The sequence below is a fragment of the Desulfobacterium sp. N47 genome (assembly GCF_051233685.1).
Lineage (GTDB): Bacteria > Desulfobacterota > Desulfobacteria > Desulfobacterales > RPRI01 > RPRI01.
Genome location: NZ_JBAMMY010000155.1, coordinates 1 through 19445 on the forward strand (window position 1 = coordinate 1; position 19445 = coordinate 19445).

The window sequence follows — 19445 nt, forward strand, 5'->3', positions numbered from 1 at the left end:
GTATCCCAAAGGCATACAGGTATCTGATGAAGATCTTCTAAAAGTGAATATGAAGATGGATGATTTTCATGGAGAGTGGAATTACACCATCTTACCGAACACAAGCTAATATGTTACAATAATATTATGACAGACTCTTAATATTTTAGGTTTCCTGGGTGTTTCAAATGCTGCTTCCCAATCGCTTTGCGTAAGAGTATCTTTTAAATACTTTTCCGCCTGAAAATAGGTATGCCAGCAATCCAATATTTTAAAACAAGGCAGCTTGTTGTTTTCATGTAAACAATATGAAAAAAATATCTGATGCCCCAGTTTTGGACAACGAATGGAAAGATCATCTCCCGGCGGTGTTATCGTTTCTTCTTTTTTATTCATTTTTTAAATTGTTGCGGCTTGGGTAAAGGTTCTATGTCGGCAAGAGCTTTTTGAATTTTTTCCTCTTCCAGGATATGATTCGAAAGCTTTCCGGTAAGATAGGCATCATATGCGCCCATATCAACAAGACCGTGACCGCTCCAGTTAAAAAGAATTACTTTTTCTTTTCCTTCTTCCTTTGCCTTGAGAGCTTCGCGAATGGTAAGCGCAATTGCATGGTTTGTTTCAGGAGCGCTGATGAATCCTTCAGTTCTTGCAAAGGTGATTCCGGCTTGAAATGTTTCCAGTTGTTTAATGGATTCGGCTCTTATTATATCGTTTACCAGCAGATGGCTTATAATAGGCGCCATGCCGTGATATCTCAGCCCTCCGGCATGTATGGCTTCGGGAACAAAATTGTGACCGAGGGTATGCATAGCAAGCAAAGGAGTCATTTGGGCAGTATCACCAAAATCGTATGCAAATGGTCCTCTTGTCATTGTCGGGCATGAAGCAGGTTCAGCGCCGATAATATCAATGTCTTTCCCGTTAATTTTATCTCTTACAAAAGGAAGTATCATTCCGGCAAAATTGCTGCCTCCGCCTGAACATCCGATGATTACGTCAGGATAATCACCTGCAATTTTCATCTGTTTTTGGCATTCAAGCCCATTTACAGTCTGGTGAAGCATTACATGGTTTAATACACTTCCAAGGGAATATTTGGCATCCTCTTCGGCAACCGCACATTCGATTGCTTCGCTTATGGCCATACCCAGGCTTCCGGGGCAGTTTGGATCATTTGCAAGAATGGCGCGTCCTGTATTTGTTTCATTGCTTGGACTTGCGACACAGGTGGCGCCCCAGGTTTCCATCATTATACGTCTGTAAGGCTTATGGTCAAAACTAATCCTTACCATAAAAACTTTACACTCCAGACCGAACATTGCACAGCAGAAAGAAAGCGCGCTGCCCCATTGTCCTGCACCTGTTTCCGTATAAATCTTTTTTGTCCCGGAAATTTTATTGTAATAAGCCTGCGGAACAGCGGTATTCGGTTTATGACTTCCGGCCGGGCTTACCCCTTCATTTTTAAAATAGATCCTGGCAGGAGTATCAAGATATTTTTCAAGATTATAAGCCCGGTAAAGAGGGGAAGGCCTCCATATAAGATATTTTTCGAGAACTTCTTCCGGAATATCTATCCATCTTTTCTGGCTCACTTCCTGTTCAATCAAGGGCATAGGAAAGATCGGAGCAAGATCTTCCGGAGAAATAAGCTGTTTTGTCGCCGGATTGAGCGGAGGTTCCAAAGGTGTGGGCAGATCAGCCTGGATATTATACCATTGCCTCGGAAGTTCCGATTCAGGAAGTACAATTTTTTTGGTTTTCATATTATCTCCTTTATTATCATATTGATAAAACACAATTTATAACTTATTCCTAATAAATAAAATTTGAGATTAATAACATAATACGAAACTTGTCAATGAGATTTTTAGAGACGCCCATGACCTTAATGACATAATGAGATAAGTATTATGAAAAATTATAAAAAGTAGTTAGCCTATGAAAGCAGGTTTGGATGCGCCTGGGATTTTGCACCACAACTTCATCAGTGGTATTATAGCATTTGTCATAAATATGTTCCGTTTGGGCTTGGGTATGGATACGTATGCAACCCGCAGGATTAGAATCCATCCTCGGCTGCAGGCTGCATAAACCCGGCATTGAAGGCCGGTATATACACTTCTGTCAGATAGCGGTTAGCAGCATCCATCGTGACAATTCCATGAGCAACCAGTTCCTTTACAAGCCTATTCTGCGGCAGCCTGGAGATTGATCATAGTTTGATTGCTCTTTGTATCTGAAAGATTATATCCCTCTGGAAGAAATATGGATGGGCTTACTTGAAAAAGAGTTCAGTAACATACGAGCCATTGCACATGCCGATACTGCCGGAAGCAGAACAATGGACACGATCATTCCTCAAAAAGAAATGGAGCGGGTTGGCGGCACTGAAACAATTACATATGAAAGTAATCCAGCATTAATTTTATACTGTTTTGAGTGACACTGTTTCCTTATTGCCATTTTAGCACACCTGCAAGTATTTTCCTTATAACACACTTTTAGAGGTGTCCGCTATATTTATAGCATTTCATAAATATATTTAACCGGTTCTATGCATTATAAAATATAAGTGATATAATCTGAATTTCCGGATAACGGCCTGCCTATCTTTTCTGTACTTTAATTTTTCGCCTGTGTGTTTTTTTCGCATAATTGACAGACAGCTAATTTATATTAGCCATAATCTTTTCGGATGCCTAATGATGCAGGTTAATGATAATATACTTGACAAACAAGTATTTTCAAACTAATTATTATCAATAATGTCAAGTAAAAACCTTAATAATCAAATTGAAGCATTTCTATAATTAATCATTAATCTGCAAAATAAATAGAGGTGATGTATGCGCTATATTTTTACACATAAATATTTATTTACAATTATTTGCATATTAACCTCAATTCCGGCTATTTCTGCTTATCTTTGCGCCGCTGAAAATCAGAATGTCCTTGAACATGAAACCGGTGTTTACTACACTGTAAAAAAAGGAGATACGCTATGGGGTATTTCAAAAAAATATTTTGATTCTCCATGGGCATGGCCGGAACTCTGGAAAGAAAACAAATATATTAAAAACCCTCATTTTATAGAGCCGGGCGATAAGTTGCGTCTTTTCTACAGCAAAGATTCTGATTTAATTATTGATAATATACTAAAATCGGATGAAACCAAAACTACTCTCCAGACCGAAAAGTCATGTGATATAGATGCCTTATATTTTAATTATCCGGCTATCGACAGTGTGGGATTTATCAAAAAAGAGCCTGTTTTACCCAATGGTTCAATATTTAAAGTTAAAGATGATAAAGTGGCGATCAGCGAAGGAGATCTTGTATACATAAAATATGAAAATAATTCTAAGTTTGAACCTGGCTCCAAATATACGATTTACCGGATGCTGAAATCATTAACAGACAGCAAAACGGGCGCATTAATTGGAAAGCAGTATTACTTAACCGGTATAGTTGAAGTAAAGACGGTTGAGCCACTTTACGCTATTGCCAGGGTATTAAAGTCCTTCAGAGAAATAGATTTAAACGATCTTTTGATGCCTTATGAACCAATATCTCGCAAGATACCAATAATTAAAAGCGAAAAAGGAATTGAAGGCAGTGTGATAATTCCTGAAGAAGAAAGAAGTATAATTGGCGACAACACAATAGTTTTTATAGACAAAGGAAAAAATGACGGAGTAAAGCCCGGGCAGTTTTACACAATATATTACAGAGAGAAGAAAAACATTACTCCCGATAATTTGTCTGCAACATTACTTGCTCCGGTCGATTTCGGAAAGCTTTTAGTTCTTTTTTCAGAACAATCCACAGCATCCGCACTTATTACAAGATCAGATAAAGAAATACCAATAGGTTCATTAGTTGGAAGTCCGGTAGAATAATTTATCGCAGATTCAAAGCAGCAATAATATTTTCATGCTTTTAATAATTTGATTAATATATGTTATTCAATGGAAAACGAAGATAATCCATTCGCTTCATCAACAATGCAGTAAAATTCTCTTCTTCCGCTAGGCGATGAGTCTTTTGTTCCGCCAACACTGTATAAGTGAGCTTCTATAAAAATATCACCTGGTGTATTTGAAGGACCGTCTATTCGCAGTCTGGTTGATGGAGAAAGAAATAGAATAGGAGCCCTGGGGCTCCCGGAAGTATCTGTAGCTCCTACACGATTGCCGCCGTTTTCAGCATGTGCATAATCGACATCATCTGAAGAAACAATACTATTCATTACTGCATTCAGCAGCTGCCTGCCATCACTTATTGCTGCAGCATCATAAGCTTTCGCTCTGTAATTCATGTACATATCAGAGCCGATTACCACTAGAATGCCTATGATTGCCATTACAGTAAGAAGTTCTATCAGCGTAAAACCATTATCTTCTTTTAATTTATTAAGGTGTAAGGTAATATATTCCTTCATATGCCTCTCCCCATATGCTTAGCTTCCGGTTTTCCGCCATTTCCCATCAACATTTATATATGCAACATTTCTATCATCAGGATACTGCAGATTGCCAAAACCCAAATTTCCATTTTTATCTTTCCAGACAAGGTATTTTTCGCTCTGCTCTGAAGCAATTATATCAAGATCACGTTTATCTCCAGGATTTTTTTTATCTGATACTAAAGCACTTTTAACGGCAGCAGATCTCTTCAGGTCATATTGTTTTCCATCACTATATATTGAAATTCTGGCAATATGCGGATATTGAATATTACCAAAGCCCCTTACTCCCTTGTCATCTTTCCATGCAAGATATTTACGGCTAATTTCATTTTCGAAATCCGGCACATTTTCAGTTTCTTTGACCAGCATGAACTGGGGATCAATAAGTGAAGCAGATATTATATTTTCTTCTTTTTTGGAATCAACAGCAGCAGTAAATCCGGACACAATGTTTGAAAAAGAATCCTTATTATATGTCATGTTGGCAGATTTTGACGATGCAACCATAATTGTCTGTCCTGACACAGGCTTAAGATTTTTATCTATCGATGCAACCAGTGTTTTACCTTTTATGATCACACTTTTTTTCAGCATAAAATTATTTTTGCCCGGAACATATTCCCATTTCACATCTTCGATAAGAGCTTTATTTGCAATGTATTTAGGATAAAGATCGGCAAGGCCTGCCGGATAACTTTTGTTATCGGTATAATATTTCTCAAGACTTCTTCCCATCTCGTTAAGCCCTGCTCTTGGACTTTTATTGGCAATTTCAACAACCCGGGCGTATTCCTTTCCGTGCCATTTTTTCGAGTCTTCTTCTTTGGAGCGATCTTTATAATAAAAGTAACCAACAGCAATCAGGATAGTTAATACGGACACTATTATATATTTTTTATTCATATCCCCCTCATATGCAAAATTACTTATTACTCATTTATCGCTGGCCTGTTTTGATAACAGTCTCAAAATAAAGGATAATATGAATATGATATAATTTCAAGCATTTTTTTATCTCAGCAATTATATATGAAGCAGTTTATAAACTTCATTTATCTGTTATCCTTTCTTATAATTTTCTTCTACTTTATCGATGCTAATATTTCATCAGAGTAATATGTGATTATTTATTGTAAAGATCGCTTATAAATATATGATATTTTAATTCATTTATATTAACGACCTGATTTAATTCTTTTTATATTTTTTGTTTTGATATGTATAATTAGGTTCTTATCCTTAATTTTTTTATAAAACACCAATGCTTTTATATTTATCGAAAGATTGATCGTTTCCAGCATCGTTTTCATAACAGATGCATCCTGAAAGTAATAAAACTGCGGGCCTATTTTTATTGACATATCATTTGAATTGATTTCGGTTACAATCCCGGTTATGGACTCCACACCCTCAGGGGCCAACATAGCATTGCTGTTAATGCAGCTGAAAGAAATCACAAAGGTAATCAATGAAATAATAATACAAACTTTTTTGCAGTTCATTTTGGTCCTCTCCTTATCAATTATTATACTCTTTCCAGTAAAAAGGAATCATTGAGCCTGGCATATCAATATCAGGTAGAGGATATATCTTTCCGCCTACAGATATGAAACCTGCCGCTTTACCATGACGAATTACTATGGAAACTCCTGAAGGTATATCTGTTCCAATCTCAAGGTATCTGTCGAGTCTAGTAAACTTCCTTATAACATTTTGCGGGTCATTTTTATCATCATTACCTCCGTAGAAATTATAGACAGCATTACCTGTGCAGTAGTTAACTGCGAAAACCCTACCATTACCCGTATATTCACATGGGTTATCATTGCTTGCATTTGGTTGGTAAGTGGGTGCATAAATTACTTTGGAAAACAATGTTATCGGAGATATGCTTTTTTCGCCATCATGGTCATTCTGGTTTTTAAAATCGACGTTATTATCTCCTGAATAGCAATCGTCAAGTTCGGAGAACAAAAGATACCAACCCTTAGTGCTTTCCCTAAGATAAGTTTTAATATTGGCTTTTATCTGCCAGATAATTGCATTACTATCCCATATGAGATCAGGTTCCATAGCTCCGCAAGTTACATTAAGCAGATTCTTTTCAGTAAAATAGTCAGCTTCATTATATGCCCCAGTACTAAACTTATAATATGCCTCAGCATCATAAAAAGCATACAGTCCGTTTTTAACCGGAGCATATCCTCCTGTTGAGGTACCTATGAATGTAGGATGCTCTCTGTCTCCCGTACCCATATAAAGAACAGGTACATCGGTAAAACAGTTCCCGGCATATGATACTTCAGGGCTGTAAAATGTTTTTCTGGGATTCTTTATATCCGTACCTAATGCCGGGCTAAAAGCTATTGTTCCTCCCGGATAAGCATTTCCGGATACCCATGTTTTAAACTCATTTCTCCAGTAATAATCCGAACGTTGATCTGTCATTGGATTCATCTTAAAAATAAGATTCAAAGCGAAGCCTGTTGTGCTGTTGTAAGTAAGTTTCCATACCTGTCCGTATAGATCAGTCATATAGGCCGCGAGAAACACTCCCCTGGGACCCGTCACAACAGTGGGATCAGCAGGAAAACAATATTTCATACCAGATTTATTATTATAGTCGAACTTTTGGAATACAGCTCCATCATCAGCGTTTAAAATATAAATCACACGCCCCATTGAGCATGTATGTGTAGTTGTCAATTGATAATTGGCTAATGGATCGTTCTTGTCTTCAGTTGTGTCATAGCCACCTGGCACAAGAATATAATTTGCATAAGTGTCCGGATCTGTACTTATCTTAATTTTAATCTGCCTGGGCATGGCGAAAGAATACCCAAGTTCTCCCATATTAGCTGAACCGTTATTTACCTTCCACCTTACACTCCAGTTGCCTGGATTTGTATTATCGGTTATATCTAATGCATAATATGCTCTTCCACCCCGCCTTAAACCAAAAACTAAAAGTTTTTTATCAACATTGCTGCTATCCTTAAATTGAAGCAGCGCAGGAGACCCATCCACAGTGTACACTTTTTTTGGATGATTATTGACACTGGAATCAAATTGCTTCATTAAAGGAAGTACCTCTGTAGGAATAAAAGCAAATATTTCCTGACCGTTATCATTGTTAAACACATGGAGCAGTCCATCATTTGCTCCAACAGCAATATAGCGATTTACAAGATCGTTATTGGCATCCAAATAATCGATGATTTTAGGACTGGAATGTATAATGGGACCAAGTGGCCATCTTTTTGAAACAGGAGAACCTTCTACCAAAGGCGATCCACCAGCGCTTAATGCTGTAGCTGCCGTATGGGCATCATAGGTATAGCCGTAAATATAGTTTGCAATTTTATATCTGTCAGTATCTTGTGAAACGTTTAAGGCTGTATTGGTAAGAGTATTAGTTCCTACTCGTACAAGGCCTGATGTACTATCATATGTATAAATCTTTCTGAAATCACACGCATTAATCGCTGTATCGAGTTTTCCGTATTTAACAGGTATGTTATTGTAAAGCACCTGTCCTACCCCGCCTTTTTCGACATCACCCCCGTCAAAACCGCTTGACCAGAAAGATGTAGTTTCCGGAAGCATTCTGCCATCACATGTTGTGGCTGATTTATCTGCTCTGTCAACTACATACCATTCATTAGTAGTTTTATTACAATCGGGCTTAATGCCATATGTAAACCCGTATTGCTTAAGATTTCCTGTCCAGTAAAGTTCCGCATTAGGCTTAAACAAAGCCATATAGAGCCTATCGCCGGACTGTACCCTGTTTGTCTCATCCACCGAAACAACCGGTGCAGTGTAGGAAGTATATTCTGCTATCAGAATACCTAATGAATAAAAAGCATTAACAAGTTGAGACTTTGAATAAGCCGTAAGAAAAATACCTCCGCCAAGATCTGATGCGTGTTTTAGCATCGGCGACTCAGTGCTGAAACCGATGTTATGGACAATAATATTGTCTGCGGAATCTGCTCTCTCATCTGCCGGGATCGAAGTGTAATCCGTATATTTGTGAGAGTACATAAATCCTGCTATATCATCATAATAGTCTGCGGGAGGATTGGCATCTTGAAAAGGGTCCTGAGTAAAATGATATTGAGAGGCTTCGGCAGCGTTTAATGCTGCATAGTCTGCAACGGGTGATCCCCAATCGGAACCCAAAGTATCGTGATCCGCATAGCCGTCCGAAAGAACAATAACAAAATTTTTGTTGCAATCCTTATGAATCTGCTGGGCTTTGCTGTTAAATTCTTTCAGAACTAGATTCATTGACTCTGCAATATTAGAGTCTCCCGTTGCGCTAAAACCATTCAGTGCAGTAATAATACTTTGTTTCTGCTGATCATCATTATAGCTGGCATTCATAGGAGGAGTTGCGTTAGTCTCGCCAAAACCCATAATTCCCCAGTTGACTCTTCCACGTGTCGATTCAATAACATTTATAATAGCGGATGTTGCTACATCAAGCCTTGAAAAAAAGTTATAATCCGTCTTTGATTGGTATTGATATGAATCTATCTTCCAGCCCGTGGATACTGTAGCAGGATTTGCATCTGTAATAAAACGGACAAGAACCTGTTTACCGGTTATCCAGCCCGTCCACCCGTCTGTGGGCATAGATGTGATAGTTATAGGACTATTTCCGTTTTCGTCATAAAGCTTTATACTGTCACCTGCTCCAAGTGAAACATTGCTGAAATGAACTTTAATTTTTGATGCTTCGCCGTTATAGATGACATGATTGGAAGTACTATCCTGAAGTGAGTCATAGGCCGGATAATAATTTCCATCGGCATCTTTAGGAGGAGCCATGGAATAATCAACAACCGGAGCATAATACTGTGCCGGATATGTACAATAATCCCAAGCTGTTTTCCATGTGTTGCCTGTAACTACGATTTCCAGATTATAGACCATTTGCATATTCATCCAGTTTCCGGTAATAAAGAAATAATCTTTTGCCTTTCCATCGTATGTGCTGGCCGAAGCAACATTTGAAGTATATGAAGATGATGCATTATTCACCGGCAAACCGCTGTCTCCCGATCCTTTGTAAAAATAACCGCTGAATGTATATCCGGGAGCCCTCACAAGGCCGGCAAATCCTTTATCAACCCTTGATCCGTCAGGATTTTCCTGCCAGTCATGAAGTTTTTTATCCTGATTGTTCGGCAGTCGAATTCCATCTAAAGTAATCATTGTTTCACCAGTTGTTGAATCGACTACCGTTCCGACACGCCCCTCGTATCCGGATTCTCCAGGGTGCTTTCCGTACTGATCCACAAGTTCTCCTGATGAAGTAATCCATGTTTTCGTATCTTGCATGGAACTGGTATACCACAAATAGTTCGGGTCGGCGGCATCACCTGTAACACCGTTATTAAAACCAATGTTGCCATATACCAGATAGATTTTTGTTTTATCATAAGCTCTTGAATCAGGATAAAAATATGCATTGGTCTTATTTCCTCCGGCAATAGCATCCCTTGCATCCTTCCATCCACAAGTTCCTCCCGAACAAATCGAGCAGATGTATTGATAAAATTGATGATAATCGATATCATTATCATAAACGCCATATGACATACTGTCTGATGTATCAACCAGAATAACAGCATTATGTCTCACCTTTGGCTGATAAACATCTGTGTCATCTGCAAAAGAAACCATATTTGCTGCAGACAGGAATAATGCTATCGCAAGACCTAAAAATATATAATGTCCTGTTTTCATTCTTCCATTTGATTTGACTACTGACTTTTTGTTCGGTTTCATAACTCCTCCTTTACTGCCATCTTTAAAACTATACGTCAGCTCTTGGGACCAATTTTTCTAAATCCTTCATTTATTGTGGTAGACATCTCAGCCTCAGTAGCACCACTTTGCTTTCTAACTGTTATATCAAATACGTATGATCCAAATCCGGCACCTTCCCCTTTGGGTATCGGCCCCTGCCCTTTGTAAAAAACCCTGTACGCATATTCAGTTTCGCTATCTTCATGGTTAATGGGCCAGGTCGTATCTTTAACATTTTCAATCTGCCCTGCTGTGGGATTGGCAGTGCCTGAACCGGCAGCGGTTGTTAGTATTACAGGAGTATCAACATCTTTTATCGTATAATTTGCGGAGCAACTTGAGCGAACAGTGTTATCAGGGCATGATCTGCCGGAAAGACCGGAATAACCGACATCGGCAGCAACTTCTGATAAACCTCCCTCCGTTTTATAAAAATCTTGTTTTTGGATTATAGAATTGCGAAGAATCTGCATTTCAACAGTGCTTATGTTTGTTGCAGTTATTCCCATAAGCAATAAAAGCGCCATCATAATAATGACAACCACCATTACCGATCCTTCTTCATTTTTTAACAGTTGCATGGTCTTATTCATAACAAGAACCTTTCAACATAAACATTATATATAATAATTCCCGGATACTCCGGCCTTAAATATTCTCTCAATAAATACTCTGATTTTAAATATCCCGGGGCTTTATGTAATTAAGTGAAATACGTCTTGTATCTCCGGTAATTGGTATAGCATAGGTAATAGTCATAACTATTGATTTATATTCCGTATTATCCGTAATATTCCATGTTACCGTACGGTTATTGTTCGCAAAAGTATGAGGGTTTGAAGCTGGGTCAAGATCGGCATCATCATAAGCAAGTATCATAAGCCTTTCCATCTCGTCACCACCCACAGTTGTAGCTTCAGTTGCCATCCTCGAGTAGCTATTATAATTCATCGATATAATTTGCAATTTTGCTAGGCCCAGAATTCCGATCGAAAAAATGGCAAGCGCAATCAGAACTTCTATCATTGTATATCCTTTATTATCAGATTTTCGGTCTGATTTATCTGCGGTATCGGTAACGTTTTTATAAAAATTATTATGATACATATCAAAACTCCTTAAAAATATGTAAAATTATTCGAAGCCAAGGTTCCTGCATTTTATCGTGGTTTCCAGCAACTCGCGTTTAAAACTATCATTGGGTGTTATACGTCTGTTAGCTACAACATATGTATTGTTATCAGTATATTTTAAAAGCGGCGTCTTGGTTCTTGCCAGTATCCATAATTTCATAGCTCTTATTTTATCAGTAGTAATAGCTGAACCTCCAATAGCTGTTCCAGCAATATTATCATTTATGTCTATTACGCCGTCATCAACAGTTTCAAGATTTGTGTCAAGCTTATTGTCATTATTGGTATCTATTGCCCATAAAATATTGCCGTTAGGAGATACATCAAGCTTGCCGTCTCCGTCATTATCATAGGCATATGCAAGACCAATCGCATCGATGCCTTCTGCAGCTATTTGATTCCCTCCGCCACCTATAGTTCTTCCCAGGTCCAGAATTCCGGCAGGGCTTCCGCTCGTGTAATCATATATCCTATAAGTGTAAGTCTCATCTGAATCTAGCGCTCCGTTTCCACTATTAGGGTTAGTACCGTTATCAGCAGTAAATGTTATTGAGCTGTATCCATTTACATTAGGATTACCATTAATGTCTTTAAATCTTATATCTGTTATTCCGAAAACCCTTGCAGGCTTTGGGTCATACCCCGCCATTCTGATCTCACTTTCCATAAGATTAAGAGCACCTCTTATGTTCTGCTGCATATTCAAAACGACAGCCTCTTTAGTGTTCATCCTGGATTGGGTAGTATAGGAAGCATATATCACCCCAAGAACAATCGTTGTAAGTCCCATAGCAACCATGAGCTCAACCAAAGTAAGACCTTTATTTGAAGCTACACAACGCAAACCGGAGCTAAATATTTTTTTTAAGTAAGCCATATAAAATATTTCCTATTTCCAGATAGCACCATTCCATTTTGAGGTAATAACTCCTCCGGAAAGATTCACATTAATCCTATAATATGATGATCTTTTATTGTCCGTTAAAAAAATACTTAAAGGAGCTGCACTATTGCTATTGCCGTTTGATTTAAATGTTATGGTATTGTCAGTTATATCTCCTGCGCCAGGGCCTCCAAAAACAACCCCGCCGCTATAACTGCTTAGCAAAACGGTCTTGTTGGCGCATGGAATAGTATAACTTCCATTAACTATATCAAAATTAACATCGCAACTCTGATTCTGCCTTATTGCACTCAATTTTGCCAGTTGCAAATTGCCCTGAAGTTCCGAAACAGCGCTTCTTAAACCCTGGTTTCTTAACCAACTTAAAATATTGGGTGTTATAATTGCCGATAAAAGTGCAATAATACCTAAGACAATCATCAACTCAATCATTGAAAAACCAGCTTTTTTCTGCATGTGTTACTCTCCGGCAAATCCAATTACTAAATAATGTTTTAATTGTTTGGATAGTCAGTTACTATACAATCCTCATGCCAATATATTGAAATACAGGCAATAAATAATTTAAGACAAAATAACTACCACATTAACACGCTAATATAACTTAATTATATTTCTATTAAATGCAAAAGGTATCTGATGTGCAAAGAAACTATAAAAGATAAATATATGAGAAATATTAAATTTTATATATATAACTATTAAATAATTTAATAGCATAAATTATAATGACAGGTAATAAGAATTGGAATTATGGATTTATTATGAACTCATAAAAAATAATCCACGGCGTTTTTAAAAATAAGTATGCCGGTCGGAATTATATTGGGCTCATTTTCACCTGAACGCTTCGTATACTCTTTATGTCTTGTCCAGTCAGGATGATTTGTGAAATGGTTATAGGCCTCGGGGTGAGGCATGAGACCGAATATGCGGCCGCTGGGATCGCATATACCGGCAATATCTTTTACAGAGCCGTTTGGATTGCAGGGAAACTTTCCGTTAGCAGGTTTTCCTTCCGGCATTGCATATTGGATAACAACCTGATTGTTTTCAATAAGCCTTTTTATGGTCGATTCATCCGAATAAAATTTCCCCTCTCCATGTCTTATGGGGAGTTCGATATTTTTTAACCCTTTAGTAAATACACAGGGGGATAAATTGTTTACTTTAAGGTGTACCCAACCGTCTCTGAAGTTTCCGCAGTCATTGAAAGTCAGAGCAAGAGATCTTGTGGCATAGTCATTGTCAAAGCCGGGCAAAAGCCCCAGATTAACTATCGCCTGAAATCCATTACATATGCCTATGACAAGATTTCCTCTTCTAATAAAATCAAGGATTTTATCGCCAAGTTTTGTTCCAAGTTTAACAGCTTGTACCACCCCGGCTCCATGATCATCACCCCAGCCGAATCCTCCTGTAAAAACCAGAACATTAAAATCTGACAGTTTAACATCTCCATCAATAAGGCTGTTTATATGAACCCTTTTAGCTGTAGCCCCGGCAAGTTCAAAAGCATATGAGGTTTCATAATCGCAATTTAAGCCGTATCCCGCAAGTACCAGCACATTAACCCTGCTCATATCAGGTCTCCAAAAGGCTGTTTCCATACTTTTTTTAATGCATCAACGGATATGGAAACAATATTTTTATTATTTTGACCATTTAAAACAAAGTCTCTGTTTTCCGTAATCTTTCCAATACATGCAAAGATAAGCCCATCAAAAATATTCTCAAAAATATTTTTATTTTCAGGTGCAACAGTTACTAAAATCCTGCCGGCTGATTCCGAAAAAAGGATGGAATCAACCCGGTCAGCTCCATCGGTCGGCACGCAAGCAAGATCAGCCTTCAAACCAAGCTCTCCTCCCATTGCAACCATGGCAAGATGCACACCTAAGCCCCCACGGTAAATACCATGAGCTGAAGCAACAAGACCTTTTTCAATGGCATCACAAAGTGCTCTGTAAAGTTTTATAAATTGATTTGGAAATACTTTCGGTGCGTTTGACCCGATATAACCAAAATGTTCATAATATTCCGAAGCGCCAAGTTCATTTCGGGTTTCACCCAGCACATAAACAAGATCTCCGGGAATCTTACAATCCATTGTAATACACTTATTAATATCATTTATTACAGAAACCGCTGAAAACTGCATTGTTTCAAGAGCCGATATTTTGTGTGATTCGCCGTATCCGCCCAAAAGGTATCCGTCTACATACATACTGTCTTTTCCGGATAAAAGCGGTATCTCGTATGAAAGACACATTTTTGCAAGAGCTTTGCAGGAACGCACAAGCTGGGCTGCCTTGAATTTTCCGTCAGGATTATTAACCGGATGATATAAAATATTGGGCCAGCAGAAATTATCCACCCCTCCGATATGATCAATATTACCGCCAACGCAAATCAGACGGCGTACAGCCTCATCAATAGTACAGCTCGTCATATGGTAAGCATCTATTGCCGAATATGCCGGTAAAAGCGCCTGTGAAAAAGCAATTCCTTTTTCCGAACCAAGCACAGGCCTTATTACAACTGCATCACTGTTAACATCGCGTTCTTTTCCCACAAGCGGTTTGATAACACTGCCGCCCTGGACTTCATGATCATATTGCCGGCAGATCCACTCCTTCGAACATATATTCGGACGGGACAAGATGTCCAGCAAAAGCTTGTTATAATCTTTGGGCTCAGTAATCACAGGCTCATGAAGGCCGCGCATTGCAGGCGGTTGCCAGACAGCCTCAAATTCCCACTGCGGAAATCCCGCTGAAAGCAAATCCATATCGATATAAGCGCAGGTTTTATTATTATATTTGATATGAAGTTTTCCTGAGTCTGTATATCTTCCTATTGCAGTGCTTTCAACTGCGTGTTTTGAAGACAATTTAAGAAACCTGTCAAAATGCTCAGGTTTTACAGCAACTGTCATACGTTCCTGAGATTCCGAAACCCAGATTTCCCACTGGTCCAGACCTTCGTATTTTAAAGGAACCCTGTCGAGTTCTATTTCACAGCCGTTTGAATCTCTGGCTGATTCTCCTATGGATGATGAAAGTCCGCCGCCTCCATTATCTGTTATAAATGTTATCAGGCCTTCATCACGGGCTTCGAGCAAAAAATCGTGCATTTTCTTTTGTGTATAGGGATCACCTATCTGGACATGTCCTGCCGGTGTGTTTTCGGTAAATACTTCCGATGAAGCTGTGACTCCGTGTATCCCGTCTTTTCCCACTCTTCCGCCGCACATGACAATTATGTCTTCAGGAGAAGTTTTCTTTTGTTCGGCAGGTTCTTCCTTAATCTTTGACGGCATAATTCCTAACGCTGTAACAAACACAAGGCATTTTCCCATATAGCCGTGATGAAAAAGAACCTGGCCGAATGGAGTGGGAATCCCGCTTTTGTTCCCGCCGTCTCTTACTCCTTCTATAACACCATCCAGAAGGCGTCTCGGATGAAGATGCGGCATCAGCGGGCCATTATAATCCCTGTGCCCTACGCAAAAGCCGTAACTTCCCATAATAAGCTTTGAACCTTTTCCGGTTCCTAAAGGATCACGATATACTCCGACAATGCCCGTGATGGCTCCGCCATATGCCTCCATGTTGGAAGGCGAATTATGAGTTTCACCGGTTATAACATAATAATTATCTTCATCGAAAAGTCCGGCTCCGGCATTATCCCACAATACGGACACAACCCATGGCTTTTTATCTTTAAGATAAAGAGCAGGACTTTCAATACAGGTCTTAAAAAGATTATCAACAATTTCCGTATATCCTGTCTCAAGGTCTGAGCAGTGAAACAGCCCACGAAAAGTATTATGATTGCAATGATCACTTCTTGCCTGGCTGATATATTCAAGCTCAATATCAGTTGGCTCCGACAAGTCTTCCAAAGCCCTTGCAGCCAAAACATCTTTTTTCAGAAAATAAGATCTGATTGCAGGAATATCATCAGGATTTAAAGCAAGGTTTCTCCGGTCACTTACCTGTTTTAAAATTTCATCGCTTTTTATCGATATTGTTGAAACAGTCGGAACATGATTCAGTACAACTTTTGGAATAATATAACCGATTCCTTCCGAATCACTCCAGTCACTTTTTGAATAAATTTTTGTCTGCTGAATAATATCGTTTGACAGAAGCTCGCGGGCAATCTTTTCGATATTTATGCGTGAAAGGTTATTTCCTTGAAAACAATAGCGTTTAGAAGTATAAACCGTTTCTTTTTTTTTAAGAGGTCCGGAAAATTTTGATCCGATCACATCTTCTATAGCTTCAACCGCAGTGCTGCCCGGATTATCTTTTACACCTGGTTTGTAACCAACCCATATTATCCAGTCAAAATCAATGGGAAGAGGGGCAAATGAAGATATCTGTGTGACAGGATTTGTAAAAATTGTGGTCTGAATTAAGTTCAGTTCGTCTTTAGTTAAGGCGGCATCAATGGTTATAATTGAAACGCTGCGGACTTTTACAAATTCAATCCCAAAATAATTTTTTGCTTTTAAACGAATACCTTCGCCTTCTGCATCAAACATTTCGGGTTTTAACGCAATCTCAAGTCTATGCGGCATGTTATCTTATCTTTTAAAAAAATATCTGGTTATGTCATTGTAAAAAACAAAGATCATGAGAACAATAAGTATAAAAATTCCAACTTGCTGGGCTATTTCACGGATCTTTGTATTCACCGGTTTTCCTATTAGAGCCTCAATAAAAAAGAAAAGCAAATGCCCGCCGTCCAAAACCGGTATCGGAAGAAAATTTAACACCGCAAGATTTATACTGATAAGAGAGATAAAAAATACAAAATTGGCTGCTCCTTCTCTTGCCTGTTGCCCGGCCATTTCCGCTATCATTATAGGGCCGCCAAGGGTTTTTGCCGAAAGGGTTCCCTGTATGAGCTTAACAACACTCATAACAGTCAGGTCAACAATCCTGTATGTCTGCCTTATGCTTTCAAATAAAGCTTCAACCGGATTCAACTTTTTTGCGTAATACTCGCCCGCAGAAGTAATTCCTATTGCATAGCGATTTGTATCTTCTCCGAATATGTTTTTCGTTATCTTGAGTTCAGGTACAATATCAAGTTTTAAAACATCACCATTTCTTTTAATAGAGAAGGCCAGCTTTTTCCCATTGCTCCCCGATATAAATTCGGCCATATTCTCCCAGCTTGATACTGCTGTTTCGTTAATAGAAACAATAAGATCTCCTTTTTCAAGCCCTGCTATCCGGGCCGGGGAGTCCTTTTCAACATTTCCGACAACCGGCTTGAAAATGAATATGCCTGATATTAAAAATATTATTAAAAATATTATTACGGCAAGAAGCAGATTAAAAACTGGGCCTGCCGCAACAATCAATATTTTCTTTAAGACATGCTTATGGTTAAATGAAAGGTGTATATCCGCCGGGTCAACCTCTGAATCCACTTCTTCACCAATCATTTTAACATACCCGCCAAGAGGTACTGCTGAAATACAGTAATCCGTAATACCGATTTTTTTCCCGAAAAGCCTTGGGCCGAATCCAAGAGAAAATTTTTCGACACCAACCCCAAATAATCTGGCTACAAGAAAATGCCCCAGCTCATGGAAGAAAATCAGTACTCCAAGTACAATAATAAATGCTATAATATCCGTGCTCATAAATTATAAATTACAAACCTTTGTGGTTTACCTCAAACGGGGCAGACACTGTGAGGTCCGCTCCTAACTCGATATTAAATGTTCTGAGCCAGTTTCAAAACGTCCCATTTAGGCCGATCTCTGCGTTGGGCTCAAATTTTGCACGCAGTGAAGCATAGCGCTATCCTCAAAATACTAAATGTATTCCTGTGGTTAAAATTTTCGCCCGCCTTGACCTTGACCAAACTGAAACGTTTTGAAAGTGGCTCGTTCTGTTAATTTTTTTATTGCTTTCATACATTTCTCATCTGATATCATGTTCCATGAAAAAATCTTAACCGCTTATTAACTCCGCAGCAATATTGCGAGCCCAGAAATCTGCATCGAGGATATCAGATAGCATCGGATTTGCAATAACAAAGTGCTTTTCCATAGTTTTTCTTATTACTTCCGGAATGTATATAAAGGATATTTTTCGGTTCAAAAAAGCTTCCACTGCTATTTCATTTGCCGCATTCATTACAGCCGGAAGAGTTCCTCCGGTTTTTCCTGCATAAAAAGCAAGATCAATACATGGAAATTTTTCAGTATCCGGTTTTTTAAATTCAAGAGAGCCTATAGAATTAAAATCAGGAACAGCCTGTCCTATGGAAAGCCGTTTTGGATATGACAATGCATATGCTATTGCACCCTTCATATCCGGTATACCCATTTGAGCAATAACAGTTCCGTCTTTAAAGGACACCATTGAATGGACTATGCTTTGAGGATGAATAAGTACTTCGATATTATCAACAGAAACTTCGAAAAGATGCTTGGCTTCAATAACCTCAAGACCTTTGTTCATCATTGTAGCAGAATCGATGCTGATTTTTTCCCCCATTTGCCACACCGGGTGGTTTGTCGCATCCTCCGGTTTTATTTTATCAAACCGGCTGGCGGCAAGATTAAAAAAAGGTCCTCCCGAAGCCGTAAGCATTATCTTATCCATATCTTGTCTGCGTTGACCGGAAAGACACTGGAAAATTGCGCTATGCTCACTGTCTATGGGAAGAATCTTGACTCCTTTTTCTCTGGCTTTCTTCATAACAATGTCACCCGCCATAACAAGCGTTTCCTTGTTGGCAAGAGCAATATCTTTACCTGCATCAATTGCGGCCAGCACCGGCAAAAGCCCGGCGGAACCAACCATTGCTGCAACCACCATATCGACCTGATCCCAGGATGCAGCTGCCTTGTACCCCTCATTTCCATAAAGAATTTTTACATCAGTGCCTGAAGTAATACTTTTAAGCTCAACGGCGCTTTGTTCGTCAAAAACCACGGCAATATCAGGCATAAATATTTTAATTTGCTGAGCAAGTAACAATACATTGTTTTTTGCCGCAAGCGCTCTTATTCGAAATTTATCCCCAAACATTTCGACTATTTTTAAAGTATTTTTACCTATTGAACCTGTGGAACCCAAGATTGATAAAGACTTCATTATGT

16 protein-coding genes are annotated in these 19445 nt (G+C 38.7%); 2 read left to right on the forward strand and 14 right to left on the reverse strand.

Annotated elements, in window-relative coordinates; genetic code table 11:
* Window positions 1-105: 105 nt before the first annotated feature.
* Both VXK47_RS09780 and VXK47_RS09785 read right to left on the reverse strand, forming a co-directional pair.
* Window positions 106-375 (reverse strand): hypothetical protein, encoded by a 270-nt coding sequence (locus VXK47_RS09780; RefSeq protein WP_435548596.1) that lies wholly within the window; start codon window positions 373-375, stop codon window positions 106-108.
* On the reverse strand, window positions 372-1748 hold the full coding sequence (locus VXK47_RS09785) for a tryptophan synthase subunit beta (protein ID WP_435548597.1): 1377 nt from the start codon (window positions 1746-1748) through the stop codon (window positions 372-374). The genes VXK47_RS09780 and VXK47_RS09785 overlap by 4 nt, the downstream gene beginning before the upstream one ends.
* A 506-nt stretch (window positions 1749-2254) precedes the next feature.
* On the opposite strand from VXK47_RS09785, the gene VXK47_RS09790 reads away from it, so the two are divergent.
* Window positions 2255-2428, forward strand: a complete 174-nt coding sequence (locus VXK47_RS09790) for a hypothetical protein (protein WP_435548598.1) — start codon at window positions 2255-2257, stop codon at window positions 2426-2428.
* Window positions 2429-2831: 403 nt separating this feature from the next.
* Window positions 2832-3884, forward strand: coding sequence for a LysM peptidoglycan-binding domain-containing protein (locus VXK47_RS09795; RefSeq protein WP_435548599.1), 1053 nt, complete (start codon window positions 2832-2834; stop codon window positions 3882-3884).
* Window positions 3885-3946: 62 nt separating this feature from the next.
* Here the strand turns inward: VXK47_RS09795 and VXK47_RS09800 are convergent, their stop codons facing one another.
* The 12 genes from VXK47_RS09800 to VXK47_RS09855 form a co-directional block, all read right to left on the reverse strand.
* A complete protein-coding gene (locus VXK47_RS09800; RefSeq protein WP_435548600.1) occupies window positions 3947-4426 on the reverse strand; it encodes a type IV pilin protein in 480 nt (159 codons plus the stop codon).
* 18 nt (window positions 4427-4444) lie between these two features.
* The gene (locus VXK47_RS09805) at window positions 4445-5356 is read right to left on the reverse strand and encodes a hypothetical protein (protein WP_435548601.1); all 912 of its coding nucleotides are present in this window, start codon (window positions 5354-5356) and stop codon (window positions 4445-4447) included.
* A gap of 272 nt (window positions 5357-5628) precedes the next feature.
* Window positions 5629-5955: a hypothetical protein gene (locus VXK47_RS09810; protein ID WP_435548602.1), complete on the reverse strand. Its 327-nt coding sequence runs from the start codon at window positions 5953-5955 to the stop codon at window positions 5629-5631.
* 16 nt (window positions 5956-5971) lie between these two features.
* Window positions 5972-10252 (reverse strand): pilus assembly protein, encoded by a 4281-nt coding sequence (locus tag VXK47_RS09815; protein ID WP_435548603.1) that lies wholly within the window; start codon window positions 10250-10252, stop codon window positions 5972-5974.
* A gap of 35 nt (window positions 10253-10287) precedes the next feature.
* The gene (locus VXK47_RS09820) at window positions 10288-10866 is read right to left on the reverse strand and encodes a pilus assembly PilX family protein (RefSeq protein ID WP_435548604.1); all 579 of its coding nucleotides are present in this window, start codon (window positions 10864-10866) and stop codon (window positions 10288-10290) included.
* Between the two features lie 85 nt (window positions 10867-10951).
* Window positions 10952-11380 (reverse strand): type IV pilus modification PilV family protein, encoded by a 429-nt coding sequence (locus tag VXK47_RS09825; RefSeq protein ID WP_435548605.1) that lies wholly within the window; start codon window positions 11378-11380, stop codon window positions 10952-10954.
* Window positions 11381-11407: 27 nt separating this feature from the next.
* Window positions 11408-12283, reverse strand: a complete 876-nt coding sequence (locus VXK47_RS09830; RefSeq protein ID WP_435548606.1) for a PilW family protein — start codon at window positions 12281-12283, stop codon at window positions 11408-11410.
* 12 nt (window positions 12284-12295) lie between these two features.
* On the reverse strand, window positions 12296-12766 hold the full coding sequence (locus VXK47_RS09835) for a GspH/FimT family pseudopilin (protein ID WP_435548607.1): 471 nt from the start codon (window positions 12764-12766) through the stop codon (window positions 12296-12298).
* A gap of 314 nt (window positions 12767-13080) precedes the next feature.
* On the reverse strand, window positions 13081-13893 hold the full coding sequence (gene purQ, locus VXK47_RS09840) for a phosphoribosylformylglycinamidine synthase I (RefSeq protein WP_435548608.1): 813 nt from the start codon (window positions 13891-13893) through the stop codon (window positions 13081-13083).
* Complete coding sequence (locus tag VXK47_RS09845) at window positions 13890-16898, reverse strand: AIR synthase-related protein (RefSeq protein WP_435548609.1); 3009 nt, start codon at window positions 16896-16898, stop codon at window positions 13890-13892. Before VXK47_RS09845 ends, purQ begins: the two co-directional genes overlap by 4 nt.
* A 6-nt stretch (window positions 16899-16904) precedes the next feature.
* Window positions 16905-17975, reverse strand: a complete 1071-nt coding sequence (gene rseP, locus VXK47_RS09850; RefSeq protein ID WP_435548610.1) for a M50 family metallopeptidase — start codon at window positions 17973-17975, stop codon at window positions 16905-16907.
* Between the two features lie 313 nt (window positions 17976-18288).
* Entirely contained in the window at window positions 18289-19440 is a 1152-nt protein-coding gene (locus VXK47_RS09855; protein ID WP_435548611.1) for a 1-deoxy-D-xylulose-5-phosphate reductoisomerase, read from the reverse strand.
* Between the last annotated feature and the right edge of the window lie 5 nt (window positions 19441-19445).

What these genes read in the sequence shown, in the direction of transcription:
- VXK47_RS09780 (WP_435548596.1), bottom strand. Translation starts at nt 375, where the DNA reads ATGAATAAAAAAGAAGAAACGATAACACCGCCGGGAGATGATCTTTCC.
- VXK47_RS09785 (WP_435548597.1), bottom strand. Translation starts at nt 1,748, where the DNA reads ATGAAAACCAAAAAAATTGTACTTCCTGAATCGGAACTTCCGAGGCAA.
- VXK47_RS09790 (WP_435548598.1), top strand. Translation starts at nt 2,255, where the DNA reads ATGGGCTTACTTGAAAAAGAGTTCAGTAACATACGAGCCATTGCACAT.
- VXK47_RS09795 (WP_435548599.1), top strand. Translation starts at nt 2,832, where the DNA reads ATGCGCTATATTTTTACACATAAATATTTATTTACAATTATTTGCATA.
- VXK47_RS09800 (WP_435548600.1), bottom strand. Translation starts at nt 4,426, where the DNA reads ATGAAGGAATATATTACCTTACACCTTAATAAATTAAAAGAAGATAAT.
- VXK47_RS09805 (WP_435548601.1), bottom strand. Translation starts at nt 5,356, where the DNA reads ATGAATAAAAAATATATAATAGTGTCCGTATTAACTATCCTGATTGCT.
- VXK47_RS09810 (WP_435548602.1), bottom strand. Translation starts at nt 5,955, where the DNA reads ATGAACTGCAAAAAAGTTTGTATTATTATTTCATTGATTACCTTTGTG.
- VXK47_RS09815 (WP_435548603.1), bottom strand. Translation starts at nt 10,252, where the DNA reads ATGAAACCGAACAAAAAGTCAGTAGTCAAATCAAATGGAAGAATGAAA.
- VXK47_RS09820 (WP_435548604.1), bottom strand. Translation starts at nt 10,866, where the DNA reads ATGAATAAGACCATGCAACTGTTAAAAAATGAAGAAGGATCGGTAATG.
- VXK47_RS09825 (WP_435548605.1), bottom strand. Translation starts at nt 11,380, where the DNA reads ATGTATCATAATAATTTTTATAAAAACGTTACCGATACCGCAGATAAA.
- VXK47_RS09830 (WP_435548606.1), bottom strand. Translation starts at nt 12,283, where the DNA reads ATGGCTTACTTAAAAAAAATATTTAGCTCCGGTTTGCGTTGTGTAGCT.
- VXK47_RS09835 (WP_435548607.1), bottom strand. Translation starts at nt 12,766, where the DNA reads ATGCAGAAAAAAGCTGGTTTTTCAATGATTGAGTTGATGATTGTCTTA.
- purQ (WP_435548608.1), bottom strand. Translation starts at nt 13,893, where the DNA reads ATGAGCAGGGTTAATGTGCTGGTACTTGCGGGATACGGCTTAAATTGC.
- VXK47_RS09845 (WP_435548609.1), bottom strand. Translation starts at nt 16,898, where the DNA reads ATGCCGCATAGACTTGAGATTGCGTTAAAACCCGAAATGTTTGATGCA.
- rseP (WP_435548610.1), bottom strand. Translation starts at nt 17,975, where the DNA reads ATGAGCACGGATATTATAGCATTTATTATTGTACTTGGAGTACTGATT.
- VXK47_RS09855 (WP_435548611.1), bottom strand. Translation starts at nt 19,440, where the DNA reads ATGAAGTCTTTATCAATCTTGGGTTCCACAGGTTCAATAGGTAAAAAT.